7 protein-coding genes are annotated in these 19,852 nt (G+C 62.9%); 2 read left to right on the top strand and 5 right to left on the bottom strand.

The genetic code is table 11. The annotated features are described in order from the left end of the window. Positions 1-58: 58 nt before the first annotated feature. Positions 59-883 carry an alpha/beta fold hydrolase gene (locus tag AC3WQN_RS14365; RefSeq protein ID WP_103399440.1) on the bottom strand — a complete coding sequence of 275 codons (825 nt, stop codon included), beginning with the start codon at positions 881-883 and terminating at the stop codon, positions 59-61. Between the two features lie 257 nt (positions 884-1,140). Beyond that, on the bottom strand, positions 1,141-14,154 hold the full coding sequence (locus AC3WQN_RS14360) for a non-ribosomal peptide synthetase (protein ID WP_103399441.1): 13,014 nt from the start codon (positions 14,152-14,154) through the stop codon (positions 1,141-1,143). Between the two features lie 373 nt (positions 14,155-14,527). Here AC3WQN_RS14360 and AC3WQN_RS14355 point away from each other — a divergent pair, with 373 nt between their 5' ends. Then, the gene (locus AC3WQN_RS14355; protein WP_103399442.1) at positions 14,528-15,076 is read left to right on the top strand and encodes an RNA polymerase factor sigma-70; all 549 of its coding nucleotides are present in this window, start codon (positions 14,528-14,530) and stop codon (positions 15,074-15,076) included. A 170-nt stretch (positions 15,077-15,246) separates the two neighbouring features. Here AC3WQN_RS14355 and AC3WQN_RS14350 read toward each other — a convergent pair whose 3' ends face one another. The 3 genes from AC3WQN_RS14350 to AC3WQN_RS14340 form a co-directional block, all read right to left on the bottom strand. Continuing rightward, entirely contained in the window at positions 15,247-16,260 is a 1,014-nt protein-coding gene (locus tag AC3WQN_RS14350; protein ID WP_103399443.1) for a GNAT family N-acetyltransferase, read from the bottom strand. A 100-nt stretch (positions 16,261-16,360) separates the two neighbouring features. After that, complete coding sequence (locus AC3WQN_RS14345; protein ID WP_103399444.1) at positions 16,361-17,155, bottom strand: substrate-binding periplasmic protein; 795 nt, start codon at positions 17,153-17,155, stop codon at positions 16,361-16,363. 103 nt (positions 17,156-17,258) lie between these two features. Next, positions 17,259-17,882, bottom strand: a complete 624-nt coding sequence (locus AC3WQN_RS14340; RefSeq protein WP_103399445.1) for a TetR/AcrR family transcriptional regulator — start codon at positions 17,880-17,882, stop codon at positions 17,259-17,261. 179 nt (positions 17,883-18,061) lie between these two features. On the opposite strand from AC3WQN_RS14340, the gene AC3WQN_RS14335 reads away from it, so the two are divergent. After that, on the top strand, positions 18,062-19,852 hold the full coding sequence (locus AC3WQN_RS14335; protein ID WP_103399446.1) for an acyclic terpene utilization AtuA family protein: 1,791 nt from the start codon (positions 18,062-18,064) through the stop codon (positions 19,850-19,852).

Below are 19,852 nucleotides of genomic sequence, written 5' to 3'. Positions count from 1 at the left end.
GGGCCCGCTTGATCCGTGCAGTACCGCGCCCCGAATGGGGGCGGCCTGCGAATTCCAATCAACCGCTGCACGGATGCCTGTCAGCCAGGAACGCCAACAAGGCCTCAGTGACAAACCGCGGATTTTCCAGATTGGAGATATGTCCGGCTTCAGGCACCAGTCGATAGGGACAGCCAATCAACTCTGCCATTTCCATGGTTTCCGAAGGCGGTCTTGGAGTGTCCTGGTCACCGCACATCACCAGCGTGGCTTGCGGGTTCAACTGACTCAGACACGCCAACACATCCTCTCGACCAAACGTGATACGCCCCAGCGGTACAATGCTCTCGCGCAAACGCCCGGGCGGCAACGCTGCCAGTGATGCGCGAAATTGCTGATAAAGCGGTGACTGCGGGTCGATCCCCGGCCGGAAGAAAATCGGTACCACGATATCGAGAATCTGCGGCGTAATCGCACCCGCCTCCTCGATCTGCTTGAGCAACGAAAAATAGTACTGCCGGGTGGCCTCGGGTTCGGCGCCGAGGTAGGTGTCCATCAGCACCAGGCCGTTGATGCGCTGCGGGTGAAACAAGGCCAGGCGCGTCCCCCACATGCCGCCAACCGAAAGGCCGACCAGCGTCACACGCTCAAGGTCCAGGTGATCGAGCAGCGCCAGGGCCTGGCGCGCCAAGTCATCCAGGGAGACCGTGCCCTGGGGCAGCGGCCCGGATTCACCGTGCCCCCACAGGTCCAGGGCAATCACCCGATACTGTTGCGACAAGGCCGCTATCTGTGGCGCCCACATAGCCTGGTCCCACAAGTAGCTACCGGCCAACAGCACCGCAGGGCCCACACCCTGGTCAATATAGTGAAGGGGTTGTCCATCAATCGTAACGAAGGGCATCCGTTGTCTCCTTTGCACAGTGTGCCTGCCAGAAAAGCTTCGGCAGACTGCCCCGCGCAGGTATGAGCGTCAATTCCGTCTTCAATAGCGCATGTGACAACGCCCACCGCGTACAAACGCTACCGCCCCCCACCTCTGCACGGACGTTGTCGCGGACAAGCCCACTCCCGCATAACACCTGCGACACAGGTGCAGTGAGAGAGCGAGCCCGGTCCGGGCGACGCTCCAGACAAGTGGCACTTACAAGCGCAGCAGAACTACAGCCCCTCCAGCTCCGCCATCAGGTCATTCAATCGGTCCACCTTCTCCTCGGTGATGTCCGTCGCGGCCAAGCCTTCGATGTACATCGCCAGCGCCTGTACCGTGCTGCACTCGAACATCGCGCGCAGCGGCACATCCCGCTGCAAGGCGATTTGTACCCGCGAGGCGATTTGCGTGGCCAGCAGTGAATGACCGCCCAGTTCGAAGAAATTGTCGCGAACCCCGACCTGCTCGACTTTCAGCACCTGCGCCCAGATGTCCGCCAGGGTTTGCTCAAGCTCCGTTCCCGGCGCCTGATAGTCCTGGCTTTGCAACTGCCCGATCGCAAGCGCCGGCAGCTGCTTGCGATCGAGTTTGCCGTTGGCATTGAGCGGCATCCGAGCCAGCCACAACCAGTGCAGCGGCACCATGTAGTCGGGCAGCTCGGCGCGCAGGCGTTGCTTGATCCCCTCCAGTTGCTCACCTTGATCCTGAGTCGAATCGCTGGCCACCAGATAGCCGACCAGGTGCTTGCCGTTGACACCTTCCTGCACGCCGACCGCCGCTTCGCGGACCTCTGGCTGTTCATGCAGGCGCGCCTCGATTTCCCCCAGCTCGATGCGGTAGCCGCGGATCTTCACCTGATGGTCGACACGGCCGACGTACTCCAGCACGCCATCGGGACGCCGCCTTGCCAGGTCGCCGCTGCGATACAGGCGCTCGCCCGGGGCACCGAACGGATTGGGCACAAACACCGGAGCGGTACGCAGCGGGTCGCTGACATAACCGCGCCCCACCCCCGTGCCAGCCACGCACAATTCGCCCACGGCCCCCATCGGCACCAGCTCCAGTGCACCATCAAGCAGGTACAAACGGTTGTTGTCGGTCGGCGTACCAATCGGTAAGTAACTGCCGCGGGTCGAGGCCTGGTCGACACGGAAGAACGCGACGTCATCCGAGCACTCAGCCGGACCATAGGCATTGACCAGCCCGATATCCGGGTAACGCAGCAACCATTGGTGCGCCAGTTCAGGTGGCATCGCCTCGCCCGTCGGCAGCATCCAGCGCAAGCCGTCCAATGACATCCGCTCCTGGGCAAGCATGCCCTGAATCAGTGAAGGCACACTCTCCAGCACGGTGATGCCCTGGGCCTGCACGTGGGCCAGCAGTCCCTGCGGATCATGGGCGATGGCGTTCGGCACGATGTCCACCCGCGCACCGAACAACGGTGCGGCAAGGAACTGCCAGACCGAGATATCAAAGCTTTGCGAAGCGGTCTGCGCGATCACGTCGGTTTCGCTCAGTTGCAGGTAGGGCACCTTGCTCAACTGGTTATTGAGCATGCCGCGTTGCTCGACCATCACCCCCTTGGGCAGACCGGTGGAACCGGAGGTGTAGATCACATAGGCCAGGTTATCCGGACCGCTGTAGATCCCCGGGTTATGCACCGGGGCCTGGCCCGCCTGCACCTCCTCCCAGACCAGTAACCGGGGTCGATTGGCACAACCGAACTCATCCAGCAATGCCACTGCCTGTTCACGGCACGCCGCACTGCACACCAGCAACGGCGTATGGCTCAGCTCGATGATCCGGCTCAGGCGCTGACTCGGCAGGCCCGGGTCCAGCGGCAGGTAACCGGCACCGGCCTTGTAGCTGCCGATGATCATCCCCAGCAGGTCCGGAGTGCGTTCCGCGAGCAACGCCACTGGCTGATCCATCCGCACCCCCGCTGCCACCAGGGCATGACCCAGGCGGTTGCTCCGCAGGTTGAGCTCGCTGTAGCTGTGGCACTGGTCCAGGCAACTGACGGCAATGCGCTGTGGGTACGCGGCGACCTGGGCTTCGAACAGTTCGACATAGCTCTGCTGCAGCGGGTAGTGATGCTCGCTCTGGTTGCAGCCGTTGATCAGGAAGTCCCGCTCTTGCTCGCCCAGCAAGGGCAAGTCCGCCATGTCGCCGTGGAAACCATCGATCAGGGCCAACAACAGTCGCTTGAACTCGCCAAGCATGCGTTCGACCGTGGAGGCGTCGAAGTAACGCTGGTCGTAGGACAGGTGCAGCCCCAGGTCATCTCCCGGGTAGCACACCGCCGTCAGCGGGAAGTTGGTGTGGGTGCGGCCCGAGTCCGAAGTGGCGTTGAGGCTTTGCGCACGGTCCAGCACCGAGACTTCCACCGGGGCATTCTCGAACACGAACAGGCTGTCGAACAGGGGTTGGCCCTTGGGCAGTTCGCTCTGTTCCTGGATGTTCACCAACGGCAGGTACTCGTACTCGCGCAGCTGCATGTTGCTGTCCAGCAGATCGCTCAGCCATTGGCGCACACTGCAGGGTTGATCGTCTTCGGGCAGCTTGACGCGCAAGGCGATGCTGTTGATGAACAGCCCCACCGTGCGTTGCATCTCGGGCATCTCCACCGGACGCCCGGCCACGGTAACGCCGAACAGCACGTCGCGATCACCGCTCACGCGTCGCAGGACCAGGGCCCACGCCGCCTGGGCAAAGGTGTTGACTGTCAATTGATGGGCCTGGGCCAGCTCCCGCAGTCGCGCGCCGGCGCGGGCGTCCAGCCGGGTGTAGCAGTCACCGACGATCATGCCGCCACTGTCACCCGCGTGTTCACGCAGGAACGGACGGTCACCCGGTATCGGCGTGGTCCGTTCAAAGCCTTGCAGATTGCGCTTCCACCACTGGCGTGCCTCGGCCATGTCCTGGCGTTGCAGCCAGCCAATGTAGTCGCGATAGCGCGGTGCCGCGGCCAGTTGCGCCTCCCGCCCCTCGCCCATTGCCGTGTAGATCTCGAAGAAGTCATTCATCAGCAAGGAACGGCACCAGGCATCGATGAGGATGTGGTGGTTGCTCATCATGAACCAGTAGCGTGCCGCGCCGACACGGATCAGGCGCAGGTGGAACGGCGCCTGGTGGAGCAGGTCGAAGCCGGCCTCGCGTTCGGCCTTGAGCAAGGCTTGCAGCTTGGGCTCCTGCTCGTCTTCGGCCACCGAGCTCCAGTCGAGGAACTCGATCGGGGTGCTGCCCGGCGTGTGGATAACCTGCAGCATCTGCGCGCCGATGTCCCAGCAGAACGAGGCACGCAAGGCTTCGTGCCGAGCGATCACCGCCTGCCACGCCTGGGCGAAACGCTGCGGGTCAAGTTCGCTGTGGATACGGTAACGGTCCTGCATGTAGTACAGGCCGGTGCCCGGTTCCAGCAAGGTGTGCAGCAACATGCCTTCCTGCATCGGCGTGAGCGGGTACAGGTCCTCAATCTGCGAGGCGGGAACCGGCAGCTCGTCGAGCTGAACCTGGGTCAGTTGCGCCAACGGGAAATCTGACGGTGTCAGGCCTCCGGCATCGTCGTTCAGGCAGTGGGCGATCAGGCCCTGCAATTCGTCGAGGTAGGCCTGCGCCAGCTCACGGATGGCCTGCCCATCATGGCGCTGGGCGCTGAAGGTCCAGCGCAACAACAGCTCACCGCCATACACCTGGCTGTCGATGCTCAGTTCATTGGGCAACGGTGAATCCGGGTCATGAGCGGCGCCGACGGGTTGATCCAATGGCTGGAACAGCGCGTCGCTGCCAAAGCTCTGATCGAACTGGCCCAGGTAGTTGAAGGTGATCGGTGCCTGCGGCAGTGCCGCGATCTGTTGCCGGCACGCATCATCGGCCAGGTAGCGCAGCACGCCATAGCCCAGCCCCTTGTGCGGCACGGCACGCAGTTGCTCTTTGATGGCCTTGATCGAAGCGCCCTGGCTGGTCGCGTCTTCGATGCTCCCGGGCGTCAGGCGCAAGGGGTAGGCGCTGGTGAACCAGCCGACGGTGCGGGTCAGGTCAATCTCGTCGAACAGGCTCTCACGGCCGTGGCCTTCGAGTTGAATCAGCGCCGAGTCATTGCCGCTCCAGCGGCACAGCACGCGGGCCAGGGCGGTGAGCAGCAAGTCGTTGACCTGGGTCCGGTAAGCACTGGGCGCCTGTTGCAGCAATTGCCGAGTCTGCTCGGCGTTCAACCGCACGCTGACGGTTTGTGCGTGACGCTGCTGCCGGCCACCTTCAGGATGATCGCAGGGTAGCCCGGACCGGGCCGTGGTCAGTTGTCCTTGCCACCAGAGCAGCTCTTCGCGCAGGGATTCGCTGCTGGCATAGGCCTGCAAGCGCGCGCTCCAGTCACGTAGCGCGCTGGTTTTCGCCGGCAGGCGCACGGCCTGTTGCGCCTCGAGTTGGCGGTAGACAGTCTGCAGATCGTCCAGCAACATCCGCCACGAAACTCCGTCGACCACCAGGTGGTGAATGGCAATGAACAGACGTTGCCCACCCTCGGCCCCATCGACCAACACCACCCGCATCAGCGGACCCTGCTCAAGATCCAGGCTGCGCTGGGCATCGGCGAACAGCGCTTCACAGTGGTCCAGGTCCGGTACCCGGACTTGCCACAGCAAGGCAGCATCCGTCAGCGCCTGGTGTTCGGCTCGCCATTGCCCGGCCATTGGCGTGAAGCGCAGGCGCAAGGCGTCATGCTGCTCGACCACCGCCAGCAACGCTTGCTCCAGCCGATGAGGTTCAAGGTTCACCGCAGGCTCCAGCAACAGCGCCTGGTTCCAGTGCTGACGCGCCGCCATATCGGTCTCGAAGAACCAATGCTGAATCGGCGTCAGTGCCGACTCACCCGTGAGCAGGCCTTGCTCGGCCATGACCTGTTCGGTGCGCGTGGCCACTGCCGCCAGCGCCTGCACCGTTTGATGCTGGAACAGGTCCCGTGGGCTGAAGTGGATGCCCTGCTGACGTGCCCGGCTGACGACCTGGATCGACAGGATCGAATCGCCGCCCAGTTCAAAGAAGTTATCGTTGAGGCCGACCTGCTCGACGTTCAACACCTCGCACCAGATACCGGCCAGCGTCTGCTCCAGCGCGTTGCTCGGGACGACGTACGCTTGGCGATTGAGGTCCAGGTCCGGTGCCGGCAACGCACGGCGGTCAAGCTTGCCGTTGGCCGTCAGCGGCCAGTGAGCCAGCAGCACCAGGTGCGTCGGTACCATGTAGTCCGGCAGATGGGTTTTCAGGTGCGCCTTGAGCGAGTCGCGCAGCGTTGCCTGCTGCGCGGGGTCCTGTTCGGCCACGTCACTGACCAGGTAGCCAGCCAGCTGTTTGCCGCTCGGGGTATCGAGCGCCAACACCACCGCTTCACGTACCGCCGGATGTTCCAGCAGGCGGGTTTCGATTTCACCGAGCTCGATGCGGAAACCGCGAATCTTCACTTGATGGTCGATGCGCCCCAGGTACTCCACCAGGCCATCGATGTGCTGGCGCACCAGGTCGCCGGTGCGGTACAACCGCCCGCCATGAGCGGCGAACGGGTCGGCGACAAAGCGTTCGGCAGTCATCCCCGGACGCTGGTGATAGCCCTGGGCCAGACCGCCCCCGCCGATATACAACTCACCGGTCGAGCCTTGCGGCACCAGCGCCAGGTCAGCGTCGAGAATGTAGGCCACGCGGTCACCGATCACACGGCCGATCGGTACGCTGCCGGCGCCCTCCTCCAGATTTTGCGGGGCCAGACTGGCCAATGGCATGACCACGGTTTCGGTCGGGCCATAGGCATTGAAAAACAGACTCGGCTGGAAGGCTGCGCGAATTCGCTGCAGGTGCTCCCCGGACAAGGCTTCGCCACCGGTGATGCACATGCGCACCGGCAGGGTTTCCCCCTGGGTGGCCAGCCATTGCGCCAACTGGCTGCCGTAACTGGGGGTGAAGCCGAGAACAGTGATGCGGTGCTGACGAATCAGCTGACAGATCGCTTGCGCGTCCCATTGCCCCTGAGCCCGCAACACCACCTGTGCACCGCAGAGCAACGGCACCAGCAGACGCTCGGTGGCGGCATCGAAGTTGATCGAATAGAAATGCAGTTCGCAGTCATCGCCACGCATGTCGAAGTGCTCGATCACCGCGCGGCAATGCATGGCGATTTCGCCGTGGGCCACCACCACGCCCTTGGGCTTGCCGGTGGAGCCGGAGGTATAGATCAGGTAGGCCGGATCCAGCGGCGAACTGATCAGGGGTAACTCGCAGTCCGGGTAATTCGCCAGTCGCACGGCATCCGTGTCCAGGCACCAACGCGCCACACCGGGCGGCAGTTCACCCAGCGCATCGAACATCGCCGCGTCGCTGAGCAACAGGCCAAGGCCACTGTCTTCGATCATGTAGTGCAGGCGATCCAGCGGGTACTCCGGGTCCAGCGGCACATAGGCACCGCCCGCCTTGAGAATCGCCAACAGACCGATGACCATTTCCAGCGAGCGCTCCAGCGCCAGGCCGACCCGCACCTGCGGGCCGACGCCCCGCTCACAGAGCCCCCAGGCCAGGCGATTGGCGCGACGATCCAGCTCGGCATAACTCAAGGTCTGAGCGGCGAAGGTCAAGGCCGGCGCATCGGGGCGCGCCAGCACCTGCTCGCTGAACAGGTGATGAATGCACTGGTCCAGGCGATATTCCCCCGGCGCTTGCGCAAGGCTGGCCAACAGCTGTTGCTGCTCGGTGGCGTCCAGTAACGGCAGTTCGCTGAGGCGCTGTTCAGGGTCGCTGATCAAGGTACGCAGCAGGTTGCGCCAATGCCTGGCCATGCGAGCGATGCGTGGCTCATCGAACAGATCGGTGCTGTAGGTGAAACAGCAACCCAACCGATGATCGAGGTCGGTGACTTCCAGGTTCAGGTCGAACTTGGTCGCCCGTGCATCGTTGGCCAGGTACTCGACCATCATGCCGGCCAGCGAACGGCTCTGCTGGAACTCCCAGCGTTGAACGTTGCACATCACCTGGAACAGCGGGTTGTAGGCCGTACTGCGCGGTGGCTGCAAGGCTTCCACCAAGTGATCGAACGGCAGGTCTTGGTGGGACTGGCCTTCGATGACTCGCTGGCGAACCTGCTCGAACAACTCGGCCACCGTCATCTGCCCGTCGAGCTGACAACGCAGGACCTGGGTGTTGAGAAACGCACCGATCAGCCCTTCGCTTTCCGGACGAATGCGGTTGGCCACCGGTGCACCGATGCGCAAGTCGGTCTGGCCACTGTAGCGGTAGAGCAACACGGCCAGGGCAGCGGTCATGGTCATGAACAGGGTCAGGCCCTGTTGTGCATTGAAGGTGCGCACCCGTGTGGCGAGGTCGTCACTCAGGTCAAAGCGAAACAGCTCGCCCCGATGACTTTGCACCGCAGGTCTTGGGCGGTCACCCGGCAGTTCCAGCAGCGGATGCTCATGGCCTAGCTGTGCAGTCCAGTAGTCGAGCTGGCGCTGACGCTCGCCGGACTCCAGCCATTGACGCTGCCAGACACTGTAATCCAGGTACTGCACCGGCAACGGTTCCAGCGGCGACTCCCGATCATCGAGGAAGGCTTCGTACAACGCCGCCAACTCACGGGCAAAGATATCCATCGCCCAGCCTTCGGTGACGATGTGGTGCAAGGTCAGAACCAGGTAGTGCTCGTGCTCGGCGGTCTTGACCAGGCAGGCCCGAAGCAACGGCCCGGTCTCCAGATTGAACGCGGTGTGCGCTTCACGGTCGGCCAGTTGCTGGACTCGCGCATCGCGCAGGTCAGCGTCCAGCGTCGAAAAGTCCTGCCAGTCCATGCGCAGGCCGGTTTGCGGATCAACCCGCTGCCAGGCCACACCGTTAATGCTGGGGAAGGTGGTGCGCAGGGTCTCGTGGCGCATGACCAGCGCTTGCAACGCTGCCTCGAAACGCCCGACATCCAGCAGCCCGCGCAAACGCGCCATGCCGCCAACGTTATAGGCCGGGCTGTCCGGTTCCATCTGCCAGAGGAACCACATGCGCTGCTGGGAATAGGACAACGGCACCGGCACGCTGCGATCGACTTTCTCGATCGGCGGCTGTTGGTTGCGCTGACCCGTCGCTTGAATCAAGCGCACCTGCTCGGCGAAGTCACCCAGCTCACTGGCCTCGAACAACACCCGCAGCGGCAACTCGACGTCGCAGGCCTGCCGGGTCCGGGAGATGATCTGGGTCGCCAGCAAAGAGTGGCCACCGAGGGCGAAGAAGTCATCGCGCAGACCGACCTGGGCCTGGCCCAGCACTTCACGCCAGATCGCGGCGATCTGCTGCTCCAGCGCCGTGACCGGTTCGACCTGCTCACGCACCTGCCACTGGGGCTGCGGCAACGCACGACGGTCGACCTTGCCACTCGGGCTCAAGGGCATTGTGTCCAGGCGCACCAACTGTGCCGGGACCATATACTCCGGCAGCTCGGCAGCCAGTGCGAGTTTCAGGCGCAGGCTTTGCGCCTCTGGCGCTTCAACGCTATCGACCACCGTGTAGTAGCCGATCAACTGCGCGCCGGCAACGGTGTCACGCACCAGCACCACGGCCTGTACGACGTTGTCCTGTGCCAGCAGGCGTGCTTCGATTTCTTGCGGCTCGACCCGCAAGCCACGCAGTTTGATCTGCTGATCGAGACGTCCGAGGTATTCCAGAACACCCTCGGCGCTCCAGCGCACGCGGTCACCGGTGCGGTACAGACGCGCCCCCTGTTCACTCAGCGGATCGGCGACAAAGCGTTCGGCGGTCAACCCGGGTCGCCCCAGATACCCCCGGGCCAGGCCGCTACCACCGATGCACAGCTCACCAGGGACACCGGCCGGCAGCGGATTGAGATCACTGTCCAGCACCCGGCACACCACATTGCCCAGCGGTCGGCCGATGGGCGAGCGTTCGCCATCGCTCGTGTGGCAGTGCCAATGGGTGACGTTGATCGCCGTTTCAGTCGGGCCGTAGCGGTTGTGCAGTTGTACCGCCGGCAATTGCTCCAGCACGCGGTTGCGCAACTCGGCAGGCAAGGCTTCGCCGCCGGAGAACAGGCGGCGCAGGCTGGTGCATGCGGCCGTCGTGGACTCGTCGATGAACAGCTGCAACAACGCTGGTACAAAGTGCAGCGTGGTCACGCCGAAAGCTTGCACCAGATGGGCAATGCGCTGGGGGTCGCGATGCTCCCCAGGGCCTGCCAGCAGCAAACGACAGCCGGTGATCAACGGCCAGAAACACTCCCACACCGACACGTCGAAACTGATCGGCGCCTTTTGCATCAGCACATCGGTTTCATCGAGGCGGTAGGTGGCCTGCATCCACTGCAGCCGTTCACTGAGCGCCCCATGGGTAGTGCCAACCCCCTTGGGCTGGCCGGTGGAACCTGAGGTGTAAATCACGTAGGCCAGGTTGTCGCCCTGCAGGTGCAGCCCCGGTGCATGACTCGACCAACTGTCGAGGTTGAGGGTGTCCATGGCGATGACACTGACACCCGCGACTGTCGGCAGACGTTGCAGCAGCTGACTCTGGGTCAGCAGCAGCGTCACGCCGCTGTCTTCGAGCATGTAGGCCAGGCGCTCGGCCGGGTAATCCGGGTCCAGCGGCACATAGGCGCCACCGGCCTTGATGATCGCCAACAGACCAATCAACAACTGCGGCGATCGCTCGGCGGCAATCGCCACACAGACGTCCGGCCCCACGCCTTTGTCGCGCAGGTATTGGGCCAGGCGGTTGGCCTGGGCGTGCAGCTCGGCGTAACCCAGTTGCCCGCCCTCCCACATCAGGGCGATGCGTTGCGGGGTCAGGCGCGCTTGCTCGTTGAGCCACTCCGGCAACCATTGGTTAGCCGCCGGGTGGGGTGTAACACTCCACTGCGCGTGCTCGGCGTGTTCGCTGGGCTCAAGCAGAGACAGATCGCCGATGGTCTGTTGCGGCTGCTCGCAAACACCGCGCAACAGGTTGACCAAGTGCCGGGCCAGACGCTGGACCGTCGCTTCATCGAATAGCTCATCGGCGTAGTCGAAGGACAGGCTCAAGCGGCCATTGCGGTCCTCTTCACTGTGCAGTTGCAGGTCGAACTTGGCCTCGCGGCTGTGCCACGGCAGCTCATCGGCCAACAGCCCCGGCAAGCGGCGCAGGGCACCGAGATCACGCTGTTGATGGTTGAACATCACCTGGAACAGACCCTGCTCGCGGGCTTGCGGGAACGCTTCGAGCAGTTGCTCGAACGGCAGGTCCTGATGGGCCTGGGCATCCAGTGCGCTGGCGCGGGTTTGCGCCAGCAGCTCGACGAATGGCAGACGCGAATCCACTTCGGCGCGCAGCACCTGGGGGTTGATGAAGAAGCCGATCAGCCCCTGGGTTTCCAGGCGCGGACGGTTGGCATTGGGGACGCCAATCCGAATATCGCGCTGGCCGCTGTAGCGGTGCAACAGGCTCTGGAACCCTGCCAGCAACAGCATGAAGGTCGTCGCATCATGAGCCTGGGCGGTCTGGCGAATCGCCTCGCTCAAGCCTGCGTCCAGCCGCTGGGTGTAGCGTGCTGCGCTACGCAACGCCTGGGTAGAGCGTGGGTGATCGGTCGCCAGGTTCAGGGCCGGGTGCTCGTCGCCCAACTGCTGCTTCCAGTAAGCCAGTTGCCGCTCGCCCTCCCCCTGCGCCAGCCATTGACGCTGCCAACTGCCGTAATCCGCGTACTGCAACGGCAAGGCGGCAAGGGCAGCGGCCTGGCCCTGGACGGCGGCGGCATACAGGCGCGAAAACTCATCGATCAGCACGTTCAGCGACCAACCATCGGCGATGATGTGATGCAGGGTCACCAGCAATTGGTGCTCTTCATCGTCCAGGCGTACCAGGGTGACCCAGAACAACGGGCCGTTCTCCAGATCGAACTGGGTGCGGGCCTCGTCTTCACGAATCTGCCGGGCACGGGCTTCACGCTCGGCCAGCGGCAGGTCGCTGATATCGATCAATTGCAGGTTGAACTCACAGGCGGGGTCGACCTGCTGCAGCGCCTGGCCGTCCCGTTCGAAAAACCGCGTGCGCAGGGATTCGTGGCGCTCGATCAACTGTTGGAAACTGCCGCGCAAGGCGTCTTCATCCAGCTCGCCACGCAACTGCAAGGCACCGGGAATGGTGTAGGCGCTGCTCTGCGGTTCCAGTTGCCAGGTAATCCACAAACGGTTTTGCGCCAGCGATTGCGGCAATGCTGCGTTGCGCGCCAAGGGCTTGATGGTGCCCAAGGCCTGCCCGCCGCGCTGTTGTTGGCGTGCCACTGCCGAGGCAAATGTCGCGAGGGTCGGGGCCTCGAACAGCAGGCGCAGATTCAACTCCAGGCCCAACGCCTGGCGCAGGCACGCCACCACCTGCGTGGCGGCGATGGAGTTGCCGCCCAACAGAAAGAAATGATCGTCGGCGCTCACGTGCTCGACGTGCAGGTGATCGCACCAGATCTGGCCGATCAGGCTTTCAAGTGCCGACACCGACCGAGGCTCGCCAGCGGCAGGCTCATCATCGCCGGGGAACTGCGCGTAGGCGTCGAGGCTGCCATCGACCTGCCGGCTGCGACACGCCGAGCGCTGTAGCTTGCCGCTCGAGGTCTTCGGCAGCGCACCGGGATTGAGTAACACCACGACGCTGGGGACCTCCTGAAAGGCCTCGGCCACCGCCTGGCGAATGGCTTTGATCAGCGTCTCGGGCGCCAGGACTTTCTGCACGCTGCGGCTGATTTCCGCAGCGATGCCGATACCGTCCTGGCCCTGATGATTCACGGTGAAGGCCGCGACCCGACCTTTGCGCACCACCTCCACTTCGCGCTCGATGGCCTGTTCGATGTCCTGTGGATACAGGTTGTGGCCGCGCACAATCAGCATGTCTTTCAAGCGCCCGGTGATGAACAGTTCGCCATCGCGCAGGAAGCCCAGGTCGCCGGTGCGCAACCAAGTGCGCCCTGCATGCTGGACAAAGGTCTGCGCCGTGGCTTCGGGGTTACGCCAGTACCCATGGGCGATACTCGGCCCGGCCGCCCAGACTTCACCGACCTGTTGGTCAGCCAGTTCCGTCAGCGCCTGGGGCTCGACGATCAGCACCGCGTGTTCAGGCTGGCTGTGGCCGCAACTCATGATGGCGCCACCCTCGCCCGGTTCCGCACGGTTCTGCGCCAGCGCCTGCTCGTCCAGACGCAATGTCGGGATACCCTGGCCGCGCGCACCGCCTGCCACGAACAGCGTGGCCTCGGCCAACCCGTATGACGCCATGAAACTGTCCGGGGTAAACCCGCTGGCGGAAAACTTCTCGGCGAAACGCTCCAGGGTGTCGAGACGAATCGGTTCGGAGCCGGAATAGGCCACGCGCCAGCCACTGAGGTCCAGACGCTCCAGCGCCGACTCGCTGACCCGCTCGCTACACAGCCGATAGGCAAAGTCCGGACCGCCACTGATGGTGCCGCCGTACTCACTGATCGCTTCCAGCCAGCGCAACGGTCGTGCGAGGAAGTACGCCGGCGACATCAATACGCAAGGCACACCACTGAAGATCGGTTGCAGCAGGCCACCAATCAGCCCCATGTCGTGGTACAGCGGCAACCAGCTGACGATCACGTCATCCGGGTTCAGGTCGATGCCAAATCCCCGGCGGATCAGCAACTCGTTGGCGACCAGGTTACCGTGGCTGACCTGCACGCCTTTGGGCAACGCCGTGGACCCCGAGGTGTATTGCAGGAAGGCGATGTCGTCAGCCAGCAGTACCGATGCCCGCCAACGCTCGGCCAGCGAACGGTCCAACTCGTCGATGCACAGCCATTGCGGTGCGTGCGCGGCGTTCAGCTCACTGATTTGTTGCAATGAATCACGCAGGTCGGTGCTGGTCAGCAACAGGCGCGGCTCGGCATCCTGGATGATCGAGAGCAGGCGCTCCTGATGATGACGGCGCGCCGATTCCGGTGGATAAGCCGGCACCGCGATAACACCGGCGTACAGACAACCGAAAAACGCCGCGACGTAATCCGGGCCGCTGGGGAACAACAGCACCGCACGATCGCCGGGTTGTGCCTGCGCCTGCAGGGCCGCCGCCAGGGTTCGCGCGCGAAGGTCCAGCTCGCGGTAACTCAAGACGACGCCCTGCTCCGGCGTTTCGCCAAGAAAGCGCAAGGCCATCCGGTCCGGCGTCAGGGCCGCGCGGCGCTGGAGGGCTTGGACCAGTGTGCTGGGGAGTTCGAACGCGTCGCTCATGAGGATTCCTGCCTGAATTCGGCTTGCAAATGGAGTCGATTTTTTCTTGCGCCACGTCCCTTCAAGAACGTGCAGGACGCGGTCTTTGCCGACCGCGCAAGGCTTGGTAAAGCAGCGAAACCGGGGCCTTCGCCCGGTGCCATTCACCAATGAGAACGGATGGAGAATCGAAATAATTAGTCCGTGCTTGAGGCTCAGCGCAGCGGATCACGGCCTCTCAGCGTGAGGCGGTTCGCAAAACGCTTTGTCCAATAGAATTAATTATCCCTCTCAATTGACAATCATTATCATTACGCCTAGCTTGTCGCTCGATGCGTTGGACGGCTCCAAATCCCTTGTCGTCCCACTAACTTTTTGCAGCAAGGTGACTTCCATGACGGAACCAGTGTTCACAAGCAGGTGCGACTCACCCTTACTCCAGGCGTTCGTTGATAACCGACTGACTTTGGTGAAGATAGCTGCTCGTATTACCGGTTGCCGATCCCGCGCTGAAGACGTGGTCCAGGACGCCTTCTTCCGGTTGCAGTCGGCGCCGCAAATCACATCCTCGTTCAAGGCGCAGCTCAGCTACCTGTTCCAGATCGTGCGCAACCTGGCGATCGACCACTACCGTAAACAGGCGTTGGAGCAGAAGTATTCAGGGACTGAAGAAGAAGGCTTGAACGTGGTCATTCACGGTGCTTCGCCAGAAACATCACACATCAACTTCTCGACCCTGGAACATATCGCCGACGCCCTCGGTGAGCTGCCGAGCCGCACTCGCTACGCCTTCGAGATGTATCGCCTGCACGGCGTGCCCCAGAAAGACATCGCCAAGGAACTGGGCGTGTCGCCGACCCTGGTGAACTTCATGATCCGCGATGCGCTGGTGCATTGCCGCAAGGTCTCGGGCACTCGCAGCGATACCTACGCCCGTCGCTGACCCCGAACACCCTATCCCCTGCGGCGAGGGAGCTTGCTCCCGCTGGGGCGCAAGGCGGCCCCGAACCTGCAACCCCGTTTTAGTGTGTAACTCACACGAGATTGCGGCCGCTTCGCGGCCGAGCGGGAGCAAGCTCCCTCGCCACAAAAGCAACCTTCCTGGCTAACCAATCACGCCAACGCGCAACGATCAAAAAACCGTTCACGTCCCAGGATCATCAGCGCCGCGCGCTTGTGAGGAAAGTCGAATTCCTTTTCGCAGTGGAAGCACTGGTTGTGCAGGTGCCCGATCATCTTCGCGTTGTCGGCGCGCGGTTCGGCCACCACCCGTTGCGTGCGCGCATCATCCAGGAACAGGTAGTGCACCAGTGCCGAGAGCCAGCTCGCCACCTTGTGTGGGCCCCGGTGCTGTTCTTCGCCGACCAGCATGTGAATCCCGCGATCGTAGTCACCGGCCTCATAGAACGGAGCGATGCGATCTTCCTTGGCCCAATAGGCTTCAAAGTAGGCAAACGGCTGATCGTCGAAACAGCCAATCAACGTCAGCGTATGAGGGTCGGCGTCCAGCTTGGTCAGGTACTCGCGATGCTGTTCCAGGCTGCCACTCTCCTGCCAGAAACTCGCGACTCGCGGACTGTTCTGCCAGCGATTGAAGCGCGCCAGGTCGTTGTCGATTTCAACCGTGCGCAAGGATATCCAGGCCCCCAGCCGGGCATCGAAGCGGCGGTAGACTTCACCCCGGGGTTTCACGGCACGCCTGGGATGGCGCTTGCCGGCACTGATCAACATCTGTTGTGGATAACTGCCGTTGCATGACTCGCCCAGCCAGGGTTGGGGCAACTGCCAGAACAGGCTGCGCTCGCAGCGGTACTGCGCGGCGATTTCAGTGGTGATCAGCAAGCCACTGAGCAAGGCTTGCGTGGGAGGCTCATCCAGATGCCAGGTCAGGGACTGACATCCCGGGTCACGGGCAAACAACCAATAACAGGCCGCCCACAAGGCCTCGCCGACAGGACGGCCAAACAGCGCCTGCACACGCAGGTGCAACCCGGGCTCACGGCTCAGGCTCAACTGAATCAGCGGTTGCCCTTGCAGAGACAGGCTCAGCCGGCTCTCGCTTTCATCACCAACAAGACGGTGCCCCAGCGGTAGTGCAAGGGCCGTCAGATCATTCAGATTGGACATGGGTCGGGCTCACGGTAATCATCGACTGTTCGTTGATGTGACGTGAGCGACGCAGGGAAATTTAGGGCTGGCTGGCAAATCGGCGCGGGCGCACCGGGCTTCAGCTCTTGGGCACCGGGACGATGACAATCTTGTACGGATCAAAAATCTTCAGCATCTGCCCGTTGTCCCGCAGGCCTTGCAGCAACTTGCCGAATGCCTCGCCGCTGATCGGGGCCTTCGGGCGAATCAGTGCGTAATGGTGATAGACCTGATCGATGCGTTCGGATACCAGCAGCTGTTGCGCGACCGCCTCGTTACGCAAGAAATAATCGAACAGGTACGAACGGGTGACCAGCGCAATATCGGCGCGATCACGCAAGACCATCAGCAGGTTGCTGTCGTGAGAGTAGGTCAGCGTGGCGTTGTATTCGTCTGCGAGGAACTTTGGGGTCGCGTTGAAATTGGCAAAGGCGTAGTGATATCCACTGAACAATGCCAGTCGCTTGCCTTGCAGGTCGGAAAAATACGTTTGCTCGCGACCGGGACGTCGTTGGGCGACGAAGATTTCCGCATCTTCCAGCCCCATGTCGACAGTCGTGTGGGGAATGTCCTGCCAGCCCCAGGCCGGGTTCTCGAAGATCGCCATGTCGACCCGCCCCTGCGTGAAATCGCCGAAGCGACGCGGGATCGAGGTCGGTACCAGGATAAATTGATAGTCGGTTTGCAGCTGGTTCAGGGCCACCACCAATTGCGGCAACAACCCGGTGTCGGCACCGCTTTCCGGGCGGACGGTGTAAGGCGGAAAGTGTGCCGCACCGACTCGCACCAACTGTGCAGCCGAAGTCGGCTGTACGAATAGCGCAGCCAGCGCCATCAGTAAGATCCGCGAAGCCGTCCACACTGGCGAAGCCATCAAAAACACCACCCCTGAAAAGTCTGTCTCCCTCATCACGCTAGGCGGTTTCAGCCACTTAGACAATGTACGGAGGACTATTTAATAGTTTTTGGCCAAGCCGTCACTTTTCATCCAGCACCAGAATCAACGCTTCATCGGCCAATTGATCAAGGCTCATGCTGCCGTCCGGGCGAAACCAGGTGGTGGTCCAGGACAAGGCCCCCGTCAGGAAACGCCGGGTAATGAACACGTCGCCGCGTATGAATCCGGCGTCCTTGGCCTCCCCCAGCACCTGCAACCAGATCTGCTCATAGATGTCGCGCAATGCCAGCACCTGGGCCTGCCCCTCCTCGGACAACGAACGCCATTCATAGACCAGTACCGCCATCGCCTCACCACTACCGCCCATGATCGACTGCAGTTCGCAGCGGATCAGCGCCAGCAGCCGCTCACGCACCGTGGGGGCCTGAGCCAGTGACGCGCGCATCAAGGCGGTGTTGTAGCGAATGGTCTCTTCCATCACCGCCCGCAGGATTTCATCCTTGCTCTTGAAGTGATGAAAGATGCTTCCCGACTGAATCCCCACCGCACTGGCCAGGTCACGCACCGTCGTGCGCTCGTAGCCCTTGTTGCGAAACAGGTGAGCGGCCATCTGCAGCAGTTTGCCACGAGCGCTGTCAGGGTCGGTCAGTTGCCCGTTGTCGACCAACTCGCGCATTACCAGCAGGGCTTTTTGCTCGTCCACCCGTTCTCTCCTACAGTCGCTCAATCAAATGTGCGGCCACACCGCCAACGCAGTGGGTTGCGCGGGCAATTTAAGCTGGCCGGGGAAACCAAGCAAGCGCTTGGGCAGAAGTTGTAACCGGCATTTACAAACCAAGCGCTTGCTTGGTAGTCTCAAAACACTTCTGTCGGAGGCTCGCAATGAACAAAACCGTTCGTATCGGCTGTGCCAGTGCCTTTTGGGGCGACACCTCGACCGCCGCGGCGCAGTTGGTCGAAGGCGCCCGGCTGGACTACCTGGTGTTCGACTATCTGGCGGAAATCACCATGTCGCTGCTGGCCGGTGCCCGCCTGAAAGATCCCCAGGCCGGTTACGCCACCGACTTCGTCGAGGTGCTCGCTCCGCTCCTGGGCCGCATCAGCCAACAGAACATCCGCGTGATCAGTAACGCCGGCGGGGTCAATCCACTGGCCTGTGCCGCCGCGTTGCAAAGCGCATGCGATGCGGCCGGTGTGCCCCTGAAAATCGCCGTGTTGCTGGGCGATGACCTGCAGCCGCAATTCAAGCAACTGGCGACCCGCGGCGTGCAGGAAATGTTCAGCGGCGCGCCCCTGCCCCCGATGTGCGTCTCGACCAATGCCTACCTGGGTGCTCCCGGCATCGTCGAAGCCCTGCGCCAGGGTGCGGACATCGTCATCACCGGGCGCGTGGTCGACAGCGCCGTGGTCAGCGCCGCCCTGGTGCATGAGTACGGCTGGTCATGGCAGGACTACGACAAACTGGCCCAGGCCGCACTGGCCGGGCACATCATTGAATGCGGAGCGCAGTGCACCGGCGGTAACTTTACCGATTGGCGAGCAGTGCCAGACTACGAACACATCGGCTTTCCCGTCGTCGAAGTCGGCGCCGATGGCCAGTTCACAGTCGGTAAACCCGAAGGCTCCGGCGGACTGGTCACCCCGCTGACGGTGGGCGAGCAACTGCTGTATGAAATCGGCAACCCGCGCGCCTACCTGCTACCCGACGTGGTCTGTGATTTCAGCCAGGTCAAACTCCAGCAGCACGGCCACAACTGTGTTCAGGTGCACGGCGCCAAGGGCTTGCCCCCTTCGGCGCAGTACAAGGTCAGCGCCACCTATCCGGATGGCTTTCGCTGCACCGCCAGCTGCCTGATCGCCGGCATCGATGCCGTGGCCAAGGCTCGCCGTGTCAGCGACGCAATCATCGCCAGGACTTCGGAGATGTTCAGCCAGCGCGGCTGGGCGCCCTACAGTGAAGTCAACATCGAACTGCTCGGCAGCGAAGCGACCTACGGCCCCCACGGCCAGCGCCAGGACAGCCGCGAGGTGGTGATCAAACTCGCGGTGCGGCACCCGAACAAGCAGGCATTGATCCTGTTTTCCCGCGAGATCGCCCAGGCGGCCACCGGCATGGCTCCGGGGTTGACTGGCATCGTCGGTGGCCGGCCGACGGTGTACCCGCTGATCCGTCTGTATTCGTTCCTGATCGACAAAACGGCCTGCGCGCTGGAAGTCGATCTGCAAGGTCAGCGTTACGCCTGCCCCCTGCCCGCCCTCGATCATCTCGATACCGCCGCCCTGCCGGTGCCCTTTGCCCCGCCCAAACCCCAGGGCCGGGCCGACGCCAGTGTGGCTCTGGTGAAACTGGCGGTGGCGCGCTCCGGCGACAAGGGCAATCACAGCAATATCGGTGTCATGGCCCGCTCGCCCGATTTCCTGCCGTGGATTGCCGAAGCGCTGACACCCGAGGTGATAGTCGACTGGATGAGTCACGTACTCGACCCGGTCCACGGGCGGGTCGAGCGCTGGTACCTGCCCGGCACCCACAGCCTGAACTTTTTATTGGAAAACGCCCTCGGTGGCGGTGGCGTGGCCAGCCTGCGGATCGACCCGCAAGGCAAGGCATTCGCTCAACAGCTGCTGGAAATCCAGATCCCGGTGCCGCAAAGCATCGCTGACCAAGTCAACTAG

The organism is Pseudomonas sp. FW300-N1A1 (genome assembly GCF_058789115.1).
This window is presented reverse-complemented; position numbering and strand designations above follow the sequence as displayed.